General features: G+C 41.3%; 16 protein-coding genes. 8 read left to right on the forward strand and 8 right to left on the reverse strand.

The window, feature by feature from the left end; all coding sequences use genetic code 11:
- The first annotated feature begins 165 nt into the window (after window positions 1–165).
- Window positions 166–2,433 (forward strand): RelA/SpoT family protein, encoded by a 2,268-nt coding sequence (locus V7L07_RS24175; RefSeq protein WP_335061377.1) that lies wholly within the window; start codon window positions 166–168, stop codon window positions 2,431–2,433.
- Window positions 2,434–2,658: 225 nt separating this feature from the next.
- Here V7L07_RS24175 and V7L07_RS24180 read toward each other — a convergent pair whose 3' ends face one another.
- Entirely contained in the window at window positions 2,659–3,042 is a 384-nt protein-coding gene (locus V7L07_RS24180; RefSeq protein ID WP_335061378.1) for a nuclear transport factor 2 family protein, read from the reverse strand.
- Window positions 3,043–3,330: 288 nt separating this feature from the next.
- On the opposite strand from V7L07_RS24180, the gene V7L07_RS24185 reads away from it, so the two are divergent.
- The 4 genes from V7L07_RS24185 (at window position 3,331) to V7L07_RS24200 (ending at window position 7,161) form a co-directional block, all read left to right on the forward strand.
- The gene (locus tag V7L07_RS24185; RefSeq protein ID WP_335061379.1) at window positions 3,331–4,047 is read left to right on the forward strand and encodes a class I SAM-dependent methyltransferase; all 717 of its coding nucleotides are present in this window, start codon (window positions 3,331–3,333) and stop codon (window positions 4,045–4,047) included.
- A gap of 594 nt (window positions 4,048–4,641) precedes the next feature.
- Window positions 4,642–5,721, forward strand: coding sequence for a M4 family metallopeptidase (locus tag V7L07_RS24190; protein ID WP_335061380.1), 1,080 nt, complete (start codon window positions 4,642–4,644; stop codon window positions 5,719–5,721).
- A gap of 153 nt (window positions 5,722–5,874) precedes the next feature.
- On the forward strand, window positions 5,875–6,174 hold the full coding sequence (locus V7L07_RS24195) for a protealysin inhibitor emfourin (RefSeq protein WP_335061381.1): 300 nt from the start codon (window positions 5,875–5,877) through the stop codon (window positions 6,172–6,174).
- Window positions 6,175–6,252: 78 nt separating this feature from the next.
- A complete protein-coding gene (locus tag V7L07_RS24200; protein WP_335061382.1) occupies window positions 6,253–7,161 on the forward strand; it encodes a DUF4437 domain-containing protein in 909 nt (302 codons plus the stop codon).
- Window positions 7,162–7,424: 263 nt separating this feature from the next.
- Here the strand turns inward: V7L07_RS24200 and V7L07_RS24205 are convergent, their stop codons facing one another.
- A complete protein-coding gene (locus V7L07_RS24205) occupies window positions 7,425–8,909 on the reverse strand; it encodes an amidohydrolase family protein (protein WP_335061383.1) in 1,485 nt (494 codons plus the stop codon).
- Window positions 8,910–9,025: 116 nt separating this feature from the next.
- Between V7L07_RS24205 and V7L07_RS24210 the strand changes: the two genes are divergently transcribed.
- From V7L07_RS24210 to V7L07_RS24220, 3 genes are all read left to right on the forward strand, one after another.
- Complete coding sequence (locus tag V7L07_RS24210; protein WP_335061400.1) at window positions 9,026–9,820, forward strand: aspartyl/asparaginyl beta-hydroxylase domain-containing protein; 795 nt, start codon at window positions 9,026–9,028, stop codon at window positions 9,818–9,820.
- A 114-nt stretch (window positions 9,821–9,934) separates the two neighbouring features.
- Window positions 9,935–10,942, forward strand: coding sequence for a zinc-binding dehydrogenase (locus tag V7L07_RS24215; protein ID WP_335061384.1), 1,008 nt, complete (start codon window positions 9,935–9,937; stop codon window positions 10,940–10,942).
- 38 nt (window positions 10,943–10,980) lie between these two features.
- On the forward strand, window positions 10,981–11,379 hold the full coding sequence (locus tag V7L07_RS24220; RefSeq protein ID WP_334731730.1) for a nuclear transport factor 2 family protein: 399 nt from the start codon (window positions 10,981–10,983) through the stop codon (window positions 11,377–11,379).
- A gap of 219 nt (window positions 11,380–11,598) precedes the next feature.
- Here the strand turns inward: V7L07_RS24220 and V7L07_RS24225 are convergent, their stop codons facing one another.
- The 6 genes from V7L07_RS24225 to V7L07_RS24250 all read right to left on the reverse strand — a co-directional run bounded on the left by V7L07_RS24225 (window position 11,599) and on the right by V7L07_RS24250 (window position 18,635).
- Entirely contained in the window at window positions 11,599–12,075 is a 477-nt protein-coding gene (locus V7L07_RS24225; protein ID WP_335061385.1) for a hypothetical protein, read from the reverse strand.
- Between the two features lie 147 nt (window positions 12,076–12,222).
- Complete coding sequence (locus V7L07_RS24230; RefSeq protein WP_335061386.1) at window positions 12,223–14,619, reverse strand: response regulator; 2,397 nt, start codon at window positions 14,617–14,619, stop codon at window positions 12,223–12,225.
- 471 nt (window positions 14,620–15,090) lie between these two features.
- A complete protein-coding gene (hpsU, locus tag V7L07_RS24235; RefSeq protein WP_335061387.1) occupies window positions 15,091–15,672 on the reverse strand; it encodes a hormogonium polysaccharide biosynthesis acetyltransferase HpsU in 582 nt (193 codons plus the stop codon).
- An 88-nt stretch (window positions 15,673–15,760) separates the two neighbouring features.
- Complete coding sequence (locus tag V7L07_RS24240; RefSeq protein WP_335061388.1) at window positions 15,761–16,717, reverse strand: glycosyltransferase family 2 protein; 957 nt, start codon at window positions 16,715–16,717, stop codon at window positions 15,761–15,763.
- Window positions 16,718–16,740: 23 nt separating this feature from the next.
- Window positions 16,741–17,673: a glycosyltransferase gene (locus V7L07_RS24245; protein ID WP_335061389.1), complete on the reverse strand. Its 933-nt coding sequence runs from the start codon at window positions 17,671–17,673 to the stop codon at window positions 16,741–16,743.
- Between the two features lie 134 nt (window positions 17,674–17,807).
- A complete protein-coding gene (locus V7L07_RS24250) occupies window positions 17,808–18,635 on the reverse strand; it encodes a hypothetical protein (protein WP_335061390.1) in 828 nt (275 codons plus the stop codon).
- Window positions 18,636–18,784 lie beyond the last annotated feature (149 nt).

Consider the following 18,784-nt stretch of genomic DNA (forward strand, 5'->3'; position numbering starts at 1 on the left):
TTACGATCCATGAAACTGAAATTGGATGACTACCATAAGCAATTGGAAAATCATCCTGACACTGCTTTTTCTACCCTTCTCTGGGTGACAGCATCTTCTTAAGGTAGACGCTGCCAGTTTTATTTATTTTTCACTTATCTACCGATCCACTCTAAACCCTATTTTATGAGCAGTCTAGCTATTAATTCATCAGTTGATTTAGCCATTCCGGAATGGTTGAAAAAATGTTTGAAGGAGTCATCGACAAGTAGCGGCGCAGTTGAAGATGACCGAAGGCATAGTGATGCAGCTTTAATTGGTCGCGCATTTGAATTTGCTTACCAGCTGCATCAAGGTCAATACCGCAAATCGGGAGAACCATATATTGCTCATCCCATTGCTGTAGCTGACTTGCTGCGTGACTTGGGGGGTAGTGCTGCTATGATAGCAGCTGGATTTCTCCATGATGTTGTCGAAGATACAGAAGTCACAAGTCAAGAAATAGAAGAACGCTTTGGCCCAGAAGTGCGGCAATTGGTGGAAGGTGTCACCAAGCTTTCTAAAATCAATTTCACCAGCAAAACCGAAAGCCAAGCCGAAAACTTCCGGCGGATGTTTTTGGCAATGGCGCAAGATATTCGGGTAATTGTGGTGAAATTGGCAGATCGTTTGCATAATATGCGAACTTTACAATATATGTCAGAAGCCAGCCGCCGCCGCAGTGCCCAAGAAACGCGAGATATTTTCGCGCCTTTAGCCAATCGCCTGGGGATCTGGCGGATAAAATGGGAACTGGAAGATTTGGCTTTTAAGTATTTGGAACCGGAAGCCTTTCGCCAAATGCAAGAGTATGTTTCCGAAAAACGGACGGCGCGAGAAGAGAAACTGGCCAAAGCTACAGACATTTTGCGAGAACGTTTGCAGCAAACCGGCATCCACTTTCAAGATATCAGCGGTCGTCCCAAGCATCTTTATAGCATTTATCAAAAAATGCACCGCCAGCAAAAGGAATTTCATGAAATTTACGATTTGGCTGCACTGCGGATAATTGTTCAAACTAATGAAGAATGCTATCGGGCGTTGGCGGTGGTTCATGATGCTTTTCGCCCAATTCCTGGAAGATTTAAGGACTACATTGGACTACCAAAGCCTAACCGTTACCAGTCATTACACACTGGGGTGATTGGATTAACTGGCCGTCCTTTAGAGGTGCAAATTCGGACAATTGAAATGCATCACATCGCCGAGTACGGGATTGCCGCTCATTGGAAGTATAAAGAAACAGGTGGTTCTAGTATTAGCCATTTGACAGGGACAGATGACAAGTTTACTTGGCTGCGGCAACTGCTAGAATGGCAAACCGATCTCAAGGATGCACAAGAATATCTTGATAGCGTCAAAGATAATTTATTTGAAGATGATGTCTATGTCTTCACCCCTAAGGGGGATGTTGTTCCTTTAAGTCCTGGTGCTACAACTGTAGATTTTGCTTATCGCATTCATACAGAAGTCGGAAACCACTGTTCAGGGGCGCGGGTGAATGGGCGAATGGTTCCACTGTCAACGCGGCTGCAAAATGGCGATATTGTCGAGGTTCTAACCCAAAAGAACTGCCATCCGAGTTTGGATTGGTTGAACTTTGTCAGAACTTCGGCGGCGAAATATCGGATAAAACAATGGTACAAGCGATCGCGCCGAGAAGAAAATATTGCCCGTGGACGGGAGTTGTTAGAAAAAGAACTTGGTAAAACTGGTTTTGATAGTTTACTGAAGTCGGATGCGATGCAGATTGTCGCCGAAAAGTGTAATTACCATAGCGTGGACGATTTACTCGCTGGTTTAGGTTACGGAGAAATTACGTTGAACCTAGTGCTAAATCGCTGGCGAGAAGTTGCGAAGGGACAACAACCAGTTGCCACTGTGTCGCCATTTATCCCCAAAGAACCAAGTTCAAAAGCTTTGCGAGATGCGCCTCCAAGTACTTCTCGCTCCACAGATTCGCCAATTGTTGGGGTGGAAGGGTTGATGTATTATTTAGCTGGGTGTTGTACCCCGATTCCTGGCGAACCGATTATTGGTGTGGTGACGCGAGGTAGGGGGATTTCAATTCATCGCCAAGGCTGCAATAATCTGGAGTGTGTGGAGTATGAACGCCTAGTACCAGTTAGATGGAACCCAGCCGCCGAAAATAGTGGTCGTCCGCACACGTACCCAGTGGATGTACAAATTGAAGCTCTGGATCGTGTAGGGGTACTAAAGGATATTTTGTCACGCTTAAGTGACCAAGGGATTAACGTCCGCCATGCCCAGGTGAAAACCTCTATTGGTCAACCTGCATTGATGGACTTAGGAATAGATATACGCGATCGCTCTCAACTAGAGCAAGTGTTCGTCCAAATTAAAAAAATGAGCGACATTTTGAATATCCGCCGCGTTGGTCAAATAGACGAGTAAGTGTATTAATTAGTAGGGTGCGTTAACGCAGTGTAGCGCACCAATTTAGGAGTCTAACCGCAGAAGCACAGAGGATACAGAGCAAGAGAGCAGGGAATAAATGCACCGTGTTATTGTTTAGATAAGTGTATTTTATTTGATAATTTAAAATCAACGACAGTATATTTTACATCCTTACTAGGCGCTATCTGTTATCACCTTTGTTAAGACATACTTTGCGCGTGATTAGGTTTTTGGGGTGGACGATGGAAGTGGACAGACTTCCATAGCTTGAATCAAGCCGTGTTCAAGGGTGAATCGATGACCCACATGCTCATCGGCAAGAACTGATCCGGCCAAGTCACGCACGACCTGATGCACATCGACCAAAATGCGCCCGGCCTCCTCCGAGTCAAAGGAAACCGGCTCGACGTGCGGATTGATCTCGCTCCATTGCTCCGTCCAGTAAGCGCGAACTTCTTCAGACCCACGGACAAAACCGCCTTTGAACGCTTTCGGCCAAGCCACGTCCGCAGTCATGAGGGCAAGGGCAGCGTCAATGTCTCGCGCGTTGAAGGCTGCATACGCCGCACGGAGCAGTTCGATTTCTGGTGCAGGTTGATCTGACATTTATTGGTATGGTGAAGGAGATGCAGTATGCATTTTAGATCAATACAAAGAAAAGAAACCTAAAGACCCGATAATTGCTGAAAAATTCAATACATATTGCTTTGCAGATTACAAAGAACAGGTAATAGATTTACTACAAAGAGTCTGCACCGTCAGCGTCGAAACAATGCAGATTATTCAACAGATTTAGGTGTAATCGTTTAATACTAAAAGTTCCTCGCACCGATGTAGAATATACCTCGGTAATGATGAATGATTAATTTAGTGTACTTCTGAGTTCCAATCCCCATGCAACAGTTATTTCCCGGAGAAGTATTTGCCAACACTGCGGATTTTGACACTGGTATTCGCCAACTGTTACCGCGATACGATGAGATGCTAGAAGTAATTAGCCGTTGTTTACCTTCGACAAGTCGGCGTATTTTAGAATTAGGCTGTGGCACAGGTGAACTTAGTCTCAAGATACTCAATCGCTTTCCAGATGCCCAAGTAATTGCCCTAGATTACTCACCTCGAATGCTGCAATTTGCCCAATATAAAATCACCGCAGCGGGATATCAACAACGCTGGACTGGTATACAAGCAGATTTTGGTGACTGGGCAAATAATCCAGAGAAATTGGATATTGGTAGCGAATTTGATGTTTGTGTCTCATCTTTAGCAATTCACCATCTCCAAGATGAGATGAAATTGAAGTTATTTGAGCGAATTGCTGCTAGCCTTACTCAAGACGGCTGTTTTTGGAATGCAGACCCCACTTTACCAGAATCATCAGCCTTAGCAGAAGTTTACAAAGCGGCACGAGAGGAATGGTCACTTCAACAAGGAACCAGTTTGACGGAGATTCGCGCGAAGCTTGGCACAAGTAGCACCCAAGGTTACTCCAGTCAAGACCAGCTAGCTAGCTTAGATGCTCATTTACAAATGTTGAGCAAAGCTGGATTTAAGACAGTTGCAGTACCTTGGAAATATTATGGTCTGGCGGTGTTTGGTGGCTGGCTGTGAGCAATTACGGTTTTGAATGCCTAGATTTGAGATTCGCCTATCTCCAATCAGCATTTATTAGGATTAATAGCTTGATAGTAACAAAACAGCAATAAATAACATTATTTTTCTTGATAAGAACTAATATTTGAAGAAGAATTCAGAAGTCAGAATGGGCTACGCCCTGCTGCGCTAACAGGGGCGGAGGCTGAGACGTTTCCGTTAGCTCCGGTCAGAATCAAGACGCTTGAATACTCGCTATCGCTGCGCTATCCGCCAGTTAAACAGAATTAATTCTGACTCCTGACTCCTGAATTCTGTTTGATAAACGCATTAGGTCTGTAAAGGAGGTCTTACCAACTCACACAAGGGTTTCGCCTGAAACTTGCGCTAATTAAGCCTGCTTTGTGTTTTTATGCAATATTTCCCCATCAGAAGTACCAGATGAGGGTATTATCAATCATCGACAGATTTATCTGAAAATACAAAGTAGAACAGTTACTTCAGATAAAGAAACCAGGGGCACACAATTGGGATTCGTTTTTCTGTTCCTTTCTCCAGTGGAGTTAAAACCGCTGTTTGCCATCACTTAGTTTTAAAAGGAGAATATCTTGGATGGCTCGAAATAAAAAGAAATCAGCCCGATTCAAGGATGAGCATTCACTTGACTCTAGATGTCCTATTTGTTGTATTGTCCCGCCCCATATACTAAAAAATGTCGTGGTGAATGGCAATCCCCAGCAGCGTACTTGGGCTTTTCATACATTAAATATTTCGGCGCAATTTTTGGGACGAAGAAATGTCGTAGGTAATATCTCGTTTGCGCCTTCTCCGGGTGAGAAGCGCCGCACCATCTACGACGCCAAAAATGGACAGCAACTTCCTGGTACGCTAGTGCGTGGTGAGGGAGACCCCCCCAGCAGCGACCCATCAGTGAATGAAGCTTATGATGCGGCTGGTGCTACCTATGACTTGTTTCATGAGATATTCGATCGCAATTCCGTTGATGACAAAGGACTGCGTTTAGACTCCACCGTGCATTATGGCGTTAAATATGACAATGCCTTTTGGAACGGCGACCAAATGGTTTATGGTGATGGCGATGAAGAATTGTTTCAACGCTTCACCAAGTCAATTGATGTGATTGGGCATGAGCTAACTCATGGTGTAACTCAGTATGAAGCTGGTTTACAGTATTATGGCGAACCAGGGGCACTGAATGAGTCGTTTTCTGATGTCTTTGGCTCGTTGGTGAAACAAAAGATCAAAAATCATACAGCAAAAGAGGCAGACTGGCTGATTGGTGAAGGTCTTTTGGTACCGACTATCAAAGGTGTTGCCCTCCGCTCGATGAAAGCACCAGGAACAGCTTATGATGATCCAGTATTGGGTAAAGATCCCCAACCAGCCCATGTGAAAGATCAGTATACTGGTACTGATGATAACGGCGGGGTACATATCAACTCAGGAATCCCTAACTATGCCTTTTATCTAGCTGCGGTTGAGATTGATGGCTATGCTTGGGAAAAAGCTGGTAAAATCTGGTATGTAGCTTTACGCGATCGCTTAAATGCCAAAGCAGATTTTAAAAAAGCTGCCAACGTCACTATTCAGGTTGCTGGCGAACTCTACGGTAGTGGCAGTGATGAGCAAAAAGCTGTGCAAAATGCTTGGCAAAAGGTTGGAGTTATTTAGAGTTAGGAGAGACGCGATTAATCGCATCTGTAAATAGTCAGTACTCAGGACTGATTAATCTGTTGTTTGCTGTTGCTAAAGTGGGAGGTGAGAACTATCATCTCCCAATTTTTGTATTTATCTCAACGAAATAACACAACGGAGAGCAAAAAAATGCGAGTATCATTTGAACGCACCGGCGGCTTTGCCGGCATCAGCAAGAAGACAATCGTTGATACAGAAACTCTCCCGCCAAATGAAGCGGCGACACTCCCCCGACTGGTGGAAGTTGCTGATTTATTTAGGCTACCTGAACTAATTACCTCACCAAATCAAGAGAGCGATCGCTTTCAGTATAAGTTAACAGTAGAAGATAACGGTAAGCAGCATACGGTGACTGTCAGCGAGTCAGCATTGCCAGGAACCTTAAGACCTCTAATTGAATGGTTCCAAACTGTAGCACAGAAAAGGTAATTTGCTGAATTAGCAATTGAATTTTTAGAAGAAAATCCAGTTAACACAATCTAAAATTCAACAGGAGAAAGTGAAGTTGTGGGTGAAGAGAATATAAATTTTAATTCTGTAGAAGAAAATCAAACTGATGATTTTTTACATCTAGAATCTGTAAAAGAGGATTGGGGTGGAGACGGAAGAGGGCGCATGAACCTATCAGGAAGGTATACAGCAATCTCTGAAAAGTATCTACCTCGTCAATACCAATTTTTTGATACAAATATCTTACCAGTAGAACAGGGTTGGCGAGTGACTGGAATGCCAGATAATGTACCATTTGGTAGTAGGCGATCGCTAACATGGCATAATTGTGGTGCATCTACTTCAAAAGTAATTTTACCGCCTCATTTTGAAGCACCTTCTGGCCTTTTTACTGCCGATTTAGAGATTTTTGTACTCAGGGGTGCAATTCAATTTGGTGAATGGCAATTAAACAAGCATAGCTACTCCTTTATTCCCGCAGGAGTGAAAGTAGGCCCTTGGAAAGTGCTAGGCAATGAAGAAGTTGAAATACTCTGGATGGAAAACGGCTCGATTCCATTAAAATATCAAAATGCAATAAATGACCATCCAGATACTAAATTGGGTGAATTCATCCCTGCATTGGATAGTAAATTACTACCGTGGACTAAGGCAGATACAGTTCAATTTGAAGTATCTAAAAAAAAGTACCTAAGAAAAGATAGTAACGGTGGTGGAGTATGGTTGCTTGCTGTCTTGCCACATTATGATGGCAGGCATTCAATGATTCAATCTTATAATGAAGAATCATATTGCTTGGCTGGATACTGTGATGTAGGGGATTTTCGGTTTGTAAAAGATTGGTTTGGGTATGCTTCTAGTTTTTCTATTGTTCCTTGGCACAGAACAGATGATGGTTGCTTATTCTTTGTCCGAGTCGATAGGGATTTGTCAAAAATTGGAACAGTATTGTCATATCCACACTAATAAATAACAATTTATAAACCAATACAGTTCAGAATGAGCAACAAAACACTTGTAGAGACGGCGATTTATCGCGTCTCAAAAACCAAAATTGTTGCCACTAGCCCTTAACTGATATTATGTCCAGTTGAATGCTTGTCATTGCGTTCGCTCTTAGCGTTCCCTGCGGGAACGTTCCACTACGTTGCACTCGCAATGACATATCACAAGTAATTTACCGGACATGATATGAACCGTATTTATTGTGTTTATAAACAGCAAGGTCTCTATGTGGACATTCTAGAAGGTCTTTTTAAATAGCGGCCAATAGGTGAACCTAGAACCTCTCCATTGTTGTAAATCAAATTTCCCCGCAAAAAGGTGCTTTTTACCCTTCCAGTTAACTCCATTCCTTCAAAAGGTGTATAACCTTGTTGTGATTCTGACTCAGCCGCACATACCACAAAGCTTTCATTGGGGTCTACTAATACCAAATCAGCATCATAGCCAATAGCAATATCACCTTTTTCTAACAAACCAAAGCGCCGCGATGGGTTCCAAGATAACAACTTAGCGATATGGTTGTAAGACATTCCTCGCTTACTACCTTCACTAAATACACCAGAAAGTAAATATTCTGTACCACCAAAACCAGACTTTGCTAACCAAATATTATTCGGGTCTTTAGCACTTCTTTTTTGTTCAGCAGAACAGCAAGCATGGTCGCTAACTATCCAATCTACTTGATTATTGAGTACTGCTTGCCATAAGTATTCTACATCGTTACGAGGACGGATTGGAGGGTTGACTTTTGCCCAAATTGTATTCGGGGTATCGATATCTAATAACAAATGTCCGACAGTAACTTCTCGCCGAAAATTGATATGAGGAAAAGCACTTTGCATAGTCAAAGCTGCTTCCATTGCCTTACGCGAACTTAAGTGCAACAAATTGATATTTGCACAGTTAGTCTCATTTGCTAGATAAGAAGCAATACAAATTGCTAAACCTTCAGAATGAGGTGGACGCGCTGCGCTGTAAGCGTGTAATCCACTAAGACTAGAATCATTTTCAACTATTTTGGTATAGGCGTTGAGAATTTCTGCAACTTCGCAGTGCAAACTCAAACTAATAGTATCTCGCGCTTCTGGATGTTCTGCCATCAAGCGAGTTAGACCACGCATAATAAATTCAAAATGGGCGAAATCGTACCGTTCCTCTTTATTAATCATCAAAAAGAGGTTTTGCTGGTCTGACAAACCATGTAACCCATAGCCGCCATAAAACATGAAGATTTTAAACGAAGAGACACCATGTTCCTCAAACAATAGAGGTATTTCATCGATATGCTGGCTAGCTATAGGTGCGATGTGATAGCCATAATCTACAAAAAAATTACCTGCGGATAAAGCCAACACCTCTGGAAAAAAATCGCGGTAGGAGCCGCCTTTGTTAAGATAATACTGCCCTGTACGGATGTAATTTAAGCTAGTAGTGACGCCTCCCATTGCAGCTGCTTTGGTTTCAGTCACAGCATCTTTGTCGAGGGGTTGATAAATACCGATGTGCATGTGGGCATCCACAACCCCAGGAAAGCCCAACAAGTTTTTGCCATCAAATACCTTTTTGCCTGTGTCTGGGCTAATATTAGGGGCAATCTGAGCAAATTTTCCATCCTGAATGCCTAAATCAAGTAGTTCGATTAAATCCTGATGGGGACGAACTACCCGCACATTTTTGATAATTTGATCTAATACGGGAGTTTCAGACACAGTATACCTCACACTAAAATGAGTTAGTCAGGAATTCCAACATCGAATCGGGACGAAGACCAAATCCCACTATTATATAAAGGTTTTTTATGAAATCAGCTTCAGGAGAAAAGACAATGGAAAGTTTTAATGAGTATCATATAGACCCAAAAGAATTTACTTTTCTCAAAAGTTTTCAAGATAACTGGCAAGCGATTAGAGACGAGTTTACACACTTTATTAAACAGGCATCTAATGAGGATTTAAAAGTAGCTTACGATATTCTTGGCCCTAAAAGTAAAACGATTCAAACTAAGGGTGATGCCAAATACAGTGCTTTTGGGATTTTATTTCAAGGTATGTTTATCGAAAAATATATTCAAGTACATCAAATAAAATATCCTGATTGTGAGTCCGAAGAAGCATCACAAAAAGCACTTGCCTTAAGAGAGAAATATTTTCCAAGTTTGGCTAAATTAATAGAAAAAGTCAACTTTAATAATGATGAAATCATCAGAAATGTCTATTTTGGGACATTCCACCCAGGCTTGGATATAAAGCTACATGTGAACTACAACCCTCATACAAATCGTGGCTATTTAGGATTGATTGTACCAGAGGGAGATGTCGCTATGAAAATCTGCCATGAGCAGCTTTATTGGCATGAAGGCAAATTCCTAGTTTTAGATCATAGCTATCCACACTGTCCGCATAATTACACTAATTATGATAGAACTGTTTTGGTTGTAGACTTTTTTAAGCCGGACAAACCAAGAGAAGAAGTTATCCAATTTGAGAACGAGCAAGTCACCCAACGTATGCAAGAGAATCCTTACAGCTTAGGTGTTTTTGGTAAAAGCGATAAAGCGAAAGTAGAAGATTTTATCAAGTACGGTTTAACTCATCAATTAGAGTGGGATAAAGCTTTATAAGGGACTTCCAAATAAAAAAATAATCAATCGCTTTGGAGAGACTTTGGAGAGATATTGCTACCTTGTCTCCCTTGTCTATAACTTCAAATAATTTGTGTCTAATTGCTTCTACCAATGAATTTAAAAACTTACAAAAAGTTAAGAGCGAAACAACTGAATCCAGATTTTAAATCTGCTGTTGAAATTGTCGAAATTCCTATTTCCAAACCTGCTGCTAATGAAATTTTAATTCAAAACAAATTTGCTGGCATTAACGGTGGCTTTGACACTTTACTTTGTCGTGGTGATGTTCCATATATTAACTTAATTCCTCCCTTCGATTTAGGTGTAGAAGCTGTGGGGGAAGTTGTCGCTATCGGTGAAAATGTCAAAGATTTTCAAATAGGTGATGCTGTGGTAACTACAGCGCGTGGTGGCGGCTATCGAGAATTTCAGGTTATTGATGCAAACTTAGGGGTGAAGGTGCGGGAAGCAACGCCAGAGTTGCTAACACTAATGCCTACAGGTGTATCAGCTTTGGTGGCACTGGAAAAAGTGGGGGAGATGAAAAGTAATGAAGTGGTTTTAGTGACAGCAGCAGCAGGGGGAACTGGTCATATTGCGGTGCAATTGGCAAAGCTAGCTGGGAATCATGTCATTGGTACTTGTAGTTCTGAGGCGAAGGCAAAATTACTGAGAGAATTAGGGTGCGATCGCATTATCAACTATCGCACAGAAAATCTCAATCAAATCCTCAAGCAAGAATACCCCAATAGGGTTAATTTGATTTTTGAGTCTGTAGGTAAAGCAGTATTTGATACTTGTGTTGAAAACTTGGCAGTGCGGGGACGTTTAGTAGCAGTTGGTTTTATCTCCGAATACGCAAATAATGTTGAACAAATTACACAACCACGCATCTATCACCAGCTAGCTTGGAAAGCAGCTTCCGTGAGAGGCTTTCTCATGGCTCATTATAAAGAATATATGCCAGAGGCAAGCGATCGCCTTTTAAACCTGTATTACACAGACAAACTTAAAGTTGCCGTTGACCCAACCCAGTTTCAAGGTATAGAATCCATACCCGATGCTATACAATATCTCCTCAGTGGTCAAAATTGTGGCAAAGTGGTTGTGAGATTTTAAGTAACACAGTATTAGCTTATATCTAGTTGGGAGTGAGAATGACACAAGATTCAGAAAATACTTTAAAAGTTGCTCGACAGGCATTTGATAATCTTACACACGGAATGGCAACTGGAGAGTGGGAAGCTTTATTAGATATGCTCACAGAAGATTTTACCCTTTGGTTTCCAATGGGTAAATTTCACGGTTTAAATGTGGGAAAAGAGCGAGCTAGAGAGTTTTTCGAGTACGTTTTTGAATCCTTTAGTCCTGGGTTGAAGCTGACTGGTCTAGACCGTGTTACAAGTAATGAAACGACTGCTGTCTTTGAGTTTCGGGACGAGGGCCCTTTATTCGGACAGCCCTACAAAAATCGGGTAGCAGTCTCTTTTGATGTGCGCGGAGACAAAATTTGTGGCTATAGAGAATACTTTGGCAGCGATGGTAAATCATATTAAATAATTCGTAATTATGAATTATTTAACAAACAGAATTCAGGAGTCAGGAGCCAGAATTCAGAATTGAATTCTGTGGGAATGGCGGATGAATCAACAGGTTTAAGTCCCCCACTAAATCAGAGATTTAGTGGTCTTTAATGAGTCGGGGATTCAGACCCACCACTCATTAATTCTGACTCCTGAATTCAGAAGTCAGAATTCTTCTTCAATTTAGTTTTATTAGTTTCTTTCAGGGTTGAGTTCGTTGATTTCTTTGCACTTGGCCTCTGCGGCTTGATATGCCGTCAAATAGTCTTGACCACCTAACATTACATCACCATAATATTCATAAGGTGGATCGCCATAAATTGGCAATGGGTCATCTTCTGGATAATCTTCTTTTGATTCTTCAATGATGGCTTTCAGTTTTTTAATAGTCAGACTATGTGCGGCAAAATACCAGAGTTCTTGGGGATCTTTGTTCAGATACGGTAATGTAGGATCGACAATACGGACATCAGAGGCGTCACCTAGCTCAATCCAACTGTGTTCAATCGGTCTGTATGGCTTTCCAGCAAAAGCTAAAAATCCCTGAATATATCTTGCTCCCTCAGTGGACAATGCAGCTTTGTAAGCATTATCAAACGGAGTACTAGCCCTGCTGTTTATCAGTTCAGCAATTTTGATTGACAGCGTTTCATCCAATAGTTTGTTCATCAATAGCAAGGATTAGAGCAGCCATGAAAATATATTACCACTGCTCTTGCTTGAGGAGGCAGGGAGCAGAGGGAGAAGAGTTTTCCCCTCCGCTCCCCGCACCCCGCCCCTCTGCCTCTTTTCAATCCCCAATCCCCAGTCCCCAATCTACTTTGTACTAATCACCATCTGTAAATTTATTAACAAGTCGTTTGAAGTGTAGGGCTTAGACAAAAGGGTTTTGACACTATTACCAAGGTTTTTAATCATTTCATGATTGAAGGCTAATCCACTAACACCAATAACTTTGATGTCTGGATTAATTTTTTTTAAAACATTGATAGTTGTTGGCCCATCCATATATGGCATCATCATATCAACCAACACCACACTAATTTCTTGTTGATGTTCTGCGTATAGTGCGATCGCATCAATACCATCATTAGCTACTAAAACTCTATAGGCATTTTTTTCTAACCAGGTTTTAGTCACCTCTCGAATTGAATCTTCATCATCAACAACAAGAATCAATTCTCCATGCCCTGATGGTAATTCCTGATTTCCAGCCAATTTCTCATCTGTATCGATTGTCTGCGTTATGGGTAAGCAAACTTGAAACTCAGTACCTTTGCCTACTTCAGTAACTACATTCACAAAACCGCTATGGCTTTTTATGATGCCAAGCACTGTTGAAAGACCAAGCCCTGTACCTTTACCCAGTTCCTTTGTTGTGAAAAATGGCTCAAAAATTCTATCTACTATTTCTCTGGCCATTCCTGTACCTGTATCACAGATACCAATCATCACGTAAGAACCGACCTTAGCATCAATATTCATTCGGGCATAGTAGCTATCAATCCAGAAATTCTTCGCATAAATCTTTAGGATACCGCCATGAGGCATAGCATCACGAGCATTAATACAGAGATTCATTAGTACTTGATGTAGCTGAGTAGCATCGCCAAAGATATTCCACAGGTTTTGCTCAGGAACCTCGATGCGGATTTCAATAGCTCTGGAAAATGTTTGCTTAACAATATTTTCAATTTCTGAAATTATATTCTCTACCTGTAAGGGTTTAAAGTTACCTACAGAGCCGCGTGAAAACCACAGTACTTGTTTAACTAAATCTGCTGCACGTTTAACATTTGTTTCCATTATTGTCAGCCATTGCTGACTTTTTTCATCGGGGAGCTTTGCCTCTAAAAGTTGTACTGTCATCATTATGGGAGTCAGTGCATTGTTGAGATCGTGGGCAATACCACTTGCTAGAGTGCCAAGACTCTCCATTCGCTGGGCCCGGAGAAACTGCGCTTCGAGTTGTTTCTTCTCTGTAATATCGGAATTGACAATCAGGATGGATTTAGCTTGTCCCTCATCATCATTTACTAACGTCCAGCGACTAGCAACAATTATCTCTTTACTTTGTTTTGTGACTTGATGTAACTCACCTTGCCATGAACCACTCTCAGCTAATATTTTTTGGATATTTTTCAGTTCGCAAAGACTTTGCTTTCGATACAAAAGCTGATTGGCATTCTTGCCTATTGCCTCTTCTGTCATCCAACCGTAGAGATGTTCAGCCCCTTTATTCCAAAATTGAATTTGGTTAACCAAATTTTGGACGATAATTGCGTCTGTTGTAATATCAAGCAAAGCTGCTTGCTCACGGATTTTTTGTTCCGCTTCTTTTCGTTCACGCAGCGCAGCTTGTTGTTCTGTAATATCAATTATAAAGCCTGCCATTCGAGCAACTTTCTCGGTAGAGTCTAAAAAGATATACCCGTTGTCCTCAACTATGATGTAAGTGCCATTTTTTCGACATACCCGAAATTCAAGATGGAATCGTTCTTTTGTAGTTAAAACGCGTTTAACTTCTTCGTTAAATAAGTTTCTATCATCAGGATGAATCAACTCTAGCCAACGATTCAAACCTCCTAACATCTCAGGTATAGAGTAACCTAATATTCCCTCTACATTACCACCGTATTGAATATCGTTGGTATGCATATGCCAGTCATAGAGAATCTGACCACTCGCTTGAATTAGTGCTTGATATCTATTGTTCCATTCGTCTAAGGCATCTGAATGACATCGCAGTTTTTCTTCTACCTGCTGCCGCTCCAAGATTTCCATCTCTAAACGTTTATTTTGCTCTGTAAGTGTTTTTGTCAGGTTTCGTAAACGTAAATGCGTATTTATCCTAGCTAAAACCTCTTCATGTTCTAGAGGTTTAGTGATGTAATCTACTGCACCAAGATTCAAACCTTTGACTTTATCCACCTTGTCATTCATGGCAGTGATAAATATTACGGGGATGTCTTGAGTAGCTGAATTTGATTTCAAAAGTCTACAGGTTTCAAAACCATCGATTACTGGCATTAATATATCTAATAAAATTAGATCGGGTAAGGCATATTCCACCATGCCAACGGCATTTATCCCATTTTCAGCTACTAAAACTTTAAAGCCGTAATACTCTAATAAATCGATCAATAACTGTAAGTTAATCGGGTTGTCATCAACTATTAAAATTACGTCTTTTTCATTGTTATTTAAATTCATAATCGCCTCTTATAAAATTTATTTTAAAACTTCTCGAACTTGTTTGCCTTTAAAATAAAATATTTGGCGCTATAAAATAGAGCTTATAGCTTGGAAACATAAGCACCTGCTATGTGCGTAAAAAATACATAGCCTCTGGGTTATAGCAGTGCAAATTGTAAGTAGTACAGGATACAATACTTGTCGGGTTTTGGGGAAAAGGGGAAGGTGGGGCCCCCTCTGGGGATAAGGGGCGGGGGAAAGGGGAAAGAAAAAACCTTTAACCTTAACCCTTTAACCTTTTCCCAAAATCCAATTCCGAGTTAAAAATGCAAAACCCGAGTAGTATTGGTGCAGGATATGCTTATGCTACTTGCAATTTTAGCTATAAGATTGTGGCGATCGCGCTTTCCTTTTCCAAAAGCAAATAAATAAATATATAAGTAGGGGCATACAGCTAGCTGCATGCCCCTACAATGTTTATCTATAAAATTACGAGTTTATAGAAGGATCAAGCTTTATCCTCACCGTCTTGGGACAACAGGGGCTTCCCCAACAAACCTGCCCAGAGGGCATATTAGTAAAAACACTACTACGAGCGCCAATTACGGCATTAGCCCCGATTTGCACTCCTGGCCCAACAAAACAATCTGCTGCTACCCATACACCATTGTTAATGGTGATACTTGCTGTTTTTAACCCAAAGGCAGGATCTCGCAGATCGTGACTACCAGTACATAGGTAACTTTTTTGGGAAATTACGCAATGTTCACCGATGTGGATCTGCTCTAGGCTGTATAAAACTACGTTATCTCCAATCCAACTGTAGTCACCAATCGTAACTTTCCAAGGATATGTAAAGCGGGCGGTCGGTCGAATTAATACACCTTTGCCGATCCGAGCGCCAAATAGTCTTAGCAGAGCGCAACGCAGAATATTTAAAGGTTGAGGAGTCAGGGAAAAAGCGATCGCTTGTACAAACCACCAGAATAAAACATACCAACCTGGACGCCCCCGGTCAAACCAAGATTGGTCATATTTGCGTAAATCTACAAAAGGTTGATCGTTAGTCATTTAATTTTAGATTTTAGATTTTAGATTTTAGATTTTAAATTTTTCCTTCAATCCAAAATTCAAAATTCAAAATCTAAAATTGGTACATTTAGGAATCAATGGTCAAGAGCTTTCCTTCAGCTTCTCTGTTCCCCTGCTCCCCTGCTTCTTCCTTCGGGATAGTTGCAGTATTTAAGTGACCACCACAGTTACGTAATTCGTAAAGTTTAACGCCAATTTGATATTCATATTGACTTAGCAAGCGTGCATAAATATATCCGGCTTTGCCATCTAAAAAACCGCGTTGAATAATATAAAACAAAACAAACCGCAAAATTGGTTTAAATGGCAGGTGTACCCACACTTTTTTCAAAAAGCGCTTGCGTTGCACGGCATCACCAAATAGATTTGCGCCAATAGTACCGCTATCGTCTTTACCTGTGAGAATATTAAAATAAACACTGGCTTCCCAGTTAGAATAACGGTTATGGCGTTCTAACCAGTGGTAAAGGTCGCGGAAGTCTTCGTGGAGCATATCATTTTTGAGATACCCAACTTTCCCCTGTAAAATCACGTGTTCGTGAACTTCATTATCACCAGTATTCGGAATATCTTCTGTATTTAGATTTTCGTAGCGACCTTTTTTATGTTGAAATAAACGTAGATTCCAATCGGGATATTTACCACCATAGCGAATCCATTTTCCTAAGAAAAATACGCGGCGGTTGAGATAATAACCTGTATATTCCTGGTTTTGAATTGCTTGATCAATTTCTTCCCATAGTTCGGGGGTAATGCGCTCATCGCAATCTACAATTAGTACCCATTCGTTCCGAAAAGGTAGATTATCTAAAGACCAATTTTTCTTTTTGGGCCATCGCCCATTGAAGTTGAATTGCACGACATTTACACCGTGATTTTTAGCAATTTCAATACTGTTATCGCTACTTTGAGAATCTACTACAAATATTTCATCTGCTCTGCTAAGGCTAGCAAGGCACGCAGGCAAGTTTACTTGTTCATTTTTTGCTGGAATTAGTACTGAAACTGGTATTTTAGATGGCATAGGAGTATAAATTATGTTGTTGGCTATTTCTTATTTGATGTAGATAAAAGACCCTGAATAGCAGCATTTAAGTAACCAATCTGGCCATAAGCATAAACAAGTTTGTCAAACCGTTCTGCTGGATCAGAGAAATATTGCAATGCCTTATACAAGCCGCGTATAAACCGTTCGCTACCCCGCTGCAATTGAGCGAACCCAGCTTTACCAGCGAGTTGTTCTCGATAGCATTCGCTGATACCTTGCCACCAACCTCGATTTAAAAACCAGGAGCGTTGGAGGCGTTCTGGGGCTACATTGTGAGCGACTAAGGCTTCGGGAAGATAAGCAACTTGCCAACCACGCTGTAGAGCAAATTCGGTCATTTGCAGTTCTTCATTAGATAATAGATTTTTCCCCACTCGACCGAGATGAGGATCAAAACCGCCAATTTCTTCTAGGAAACTGCGGCGGATAGAGTAATTTAAGCCTCTGGGTGTTGAGCCAGGTTGCTCAATGTAGATGTTACTGTCACCTAAGTCGTATGCACCCAGGTTTGCAGCTAGCCCTGGAGATAGCCACCGTGGTTGTTGGATTCCTGGAGGCCACAGGAGAGTGACTTTGCCACCCGCGATCGCTAGTTTAGAATTATTGTAATAGGCAAAATATAAAACCTTTAGCCAGCCCTGACTGGCAACGGCATCGTCATCTAAATAAGCAAGAATATCACCACTGGCTACTTTTGCACCCGTGTTACGGGCGACAGATAAACCAATGGTGGGTTCAAAAACATACTTCAGTCGGGGATTGTGGGCCCTTTGTTCTACAACCTCACGAGTGCGATCGCTAGATCCATTATCAACTACTACAATTTCAAAGTCAGTAGCAAAATCTTGTGCTAAAAGGCTATCAATTGCAGCCCCTAAATAGGTATCTCGATTGTGAGTACAGATAATGGCAGAGATTTGGGTGTCTGGCATAGATTTAATTTTGGATTTGAGATTTGGGATTTTAGATTAAAATCTTAAATCCAATGCACAACTGCTGAGAGCTAATCTAAACCAAAAGTTACTGACTCACCAACCGAGTTTCTTCGGAAATAATCTTTAAAACTTCACGTTTGTTGAATATGACTGTGTAAAACTACAAGAGTTTGGGCTAGTTGACTCAGACGGGTTTCCAAGGATTGCTTGCGCCCTAACAGTTGACGTAACTTTTGGTAACGAGCGATCGCCATGCTAACATTGGGAACCTGGTCTGCTGGACATGGGCGCGACCAGACTTTACCAGTATCGTCTACACCACAGAGGCGATAGCCAGTAATAGATGATTGATAAGATACTTTGCCACCACTAGCGCAAATTTCTTCTACGTAGTTCATTAAGCGGTCAACTTCCGCATGGCGCAGTGTTGCAGTTCCTCCCGGTTCTGGTTCTTGGGGATTAGATTCTAACCAGCCATTGACAATTGGCCCTTCTAAGTAAATATCCTGAATTTGCTTCAAAATATTTTGTAATTCTATTTGCCAACCAGCGACAGTTTCCTGAATTTCTTGTAATAGATTCATCGCCAATGCTGGATTAGCACCGTGACGATGGTTACTAAAGCTCGGAGTTTTCAACTTTGGCAGGCTGGGTGTTCTGTTACCATTCTCTTCTGCTTGAAAGGTCTGCACAGATTCATGGTGAGGAAAGAAATTTTGTTCAGAAGAATAATCACTCTCCGTATCTACACCCCAGTCAACAGTTTGTCCTTGTGATTTTACTTCCCCATGCTGAGAAGATTGAGTTGGTGTACTTTCTGTGGGTTCGTTGGCTCCCACACTGATTCTAAAGGAGAAAGGCCGTTTTGTTGTCGAATCAACTGTTTCAGCGGCAGAGGCAGTACCGCGATTCCCTAAATCGTGTAGAGTTGCTTCAATGCGTTTTAAGCCTGCGTTCATAAAAATATCCTAAAGTTTGCTGTCCCCACGTGGTATTGAATAATTAAAAATGGGGTTGTTGGGATTTTTGGCTTTTGCCAGTTGTAGCATCAATGATGCTGGTGCTAATTTTATCCCTTAAAAGTTATTTGAAACCAAAAATCTCACCG

The organism is Nostoc sp. (genome assembly GCF_036916985.1).
Taxonomy (GTDB): Bacteria; Cyanobacteriota; Cyanobacteriia; order Cyanobacteriales; family Nostocaceae; genus Nostoc.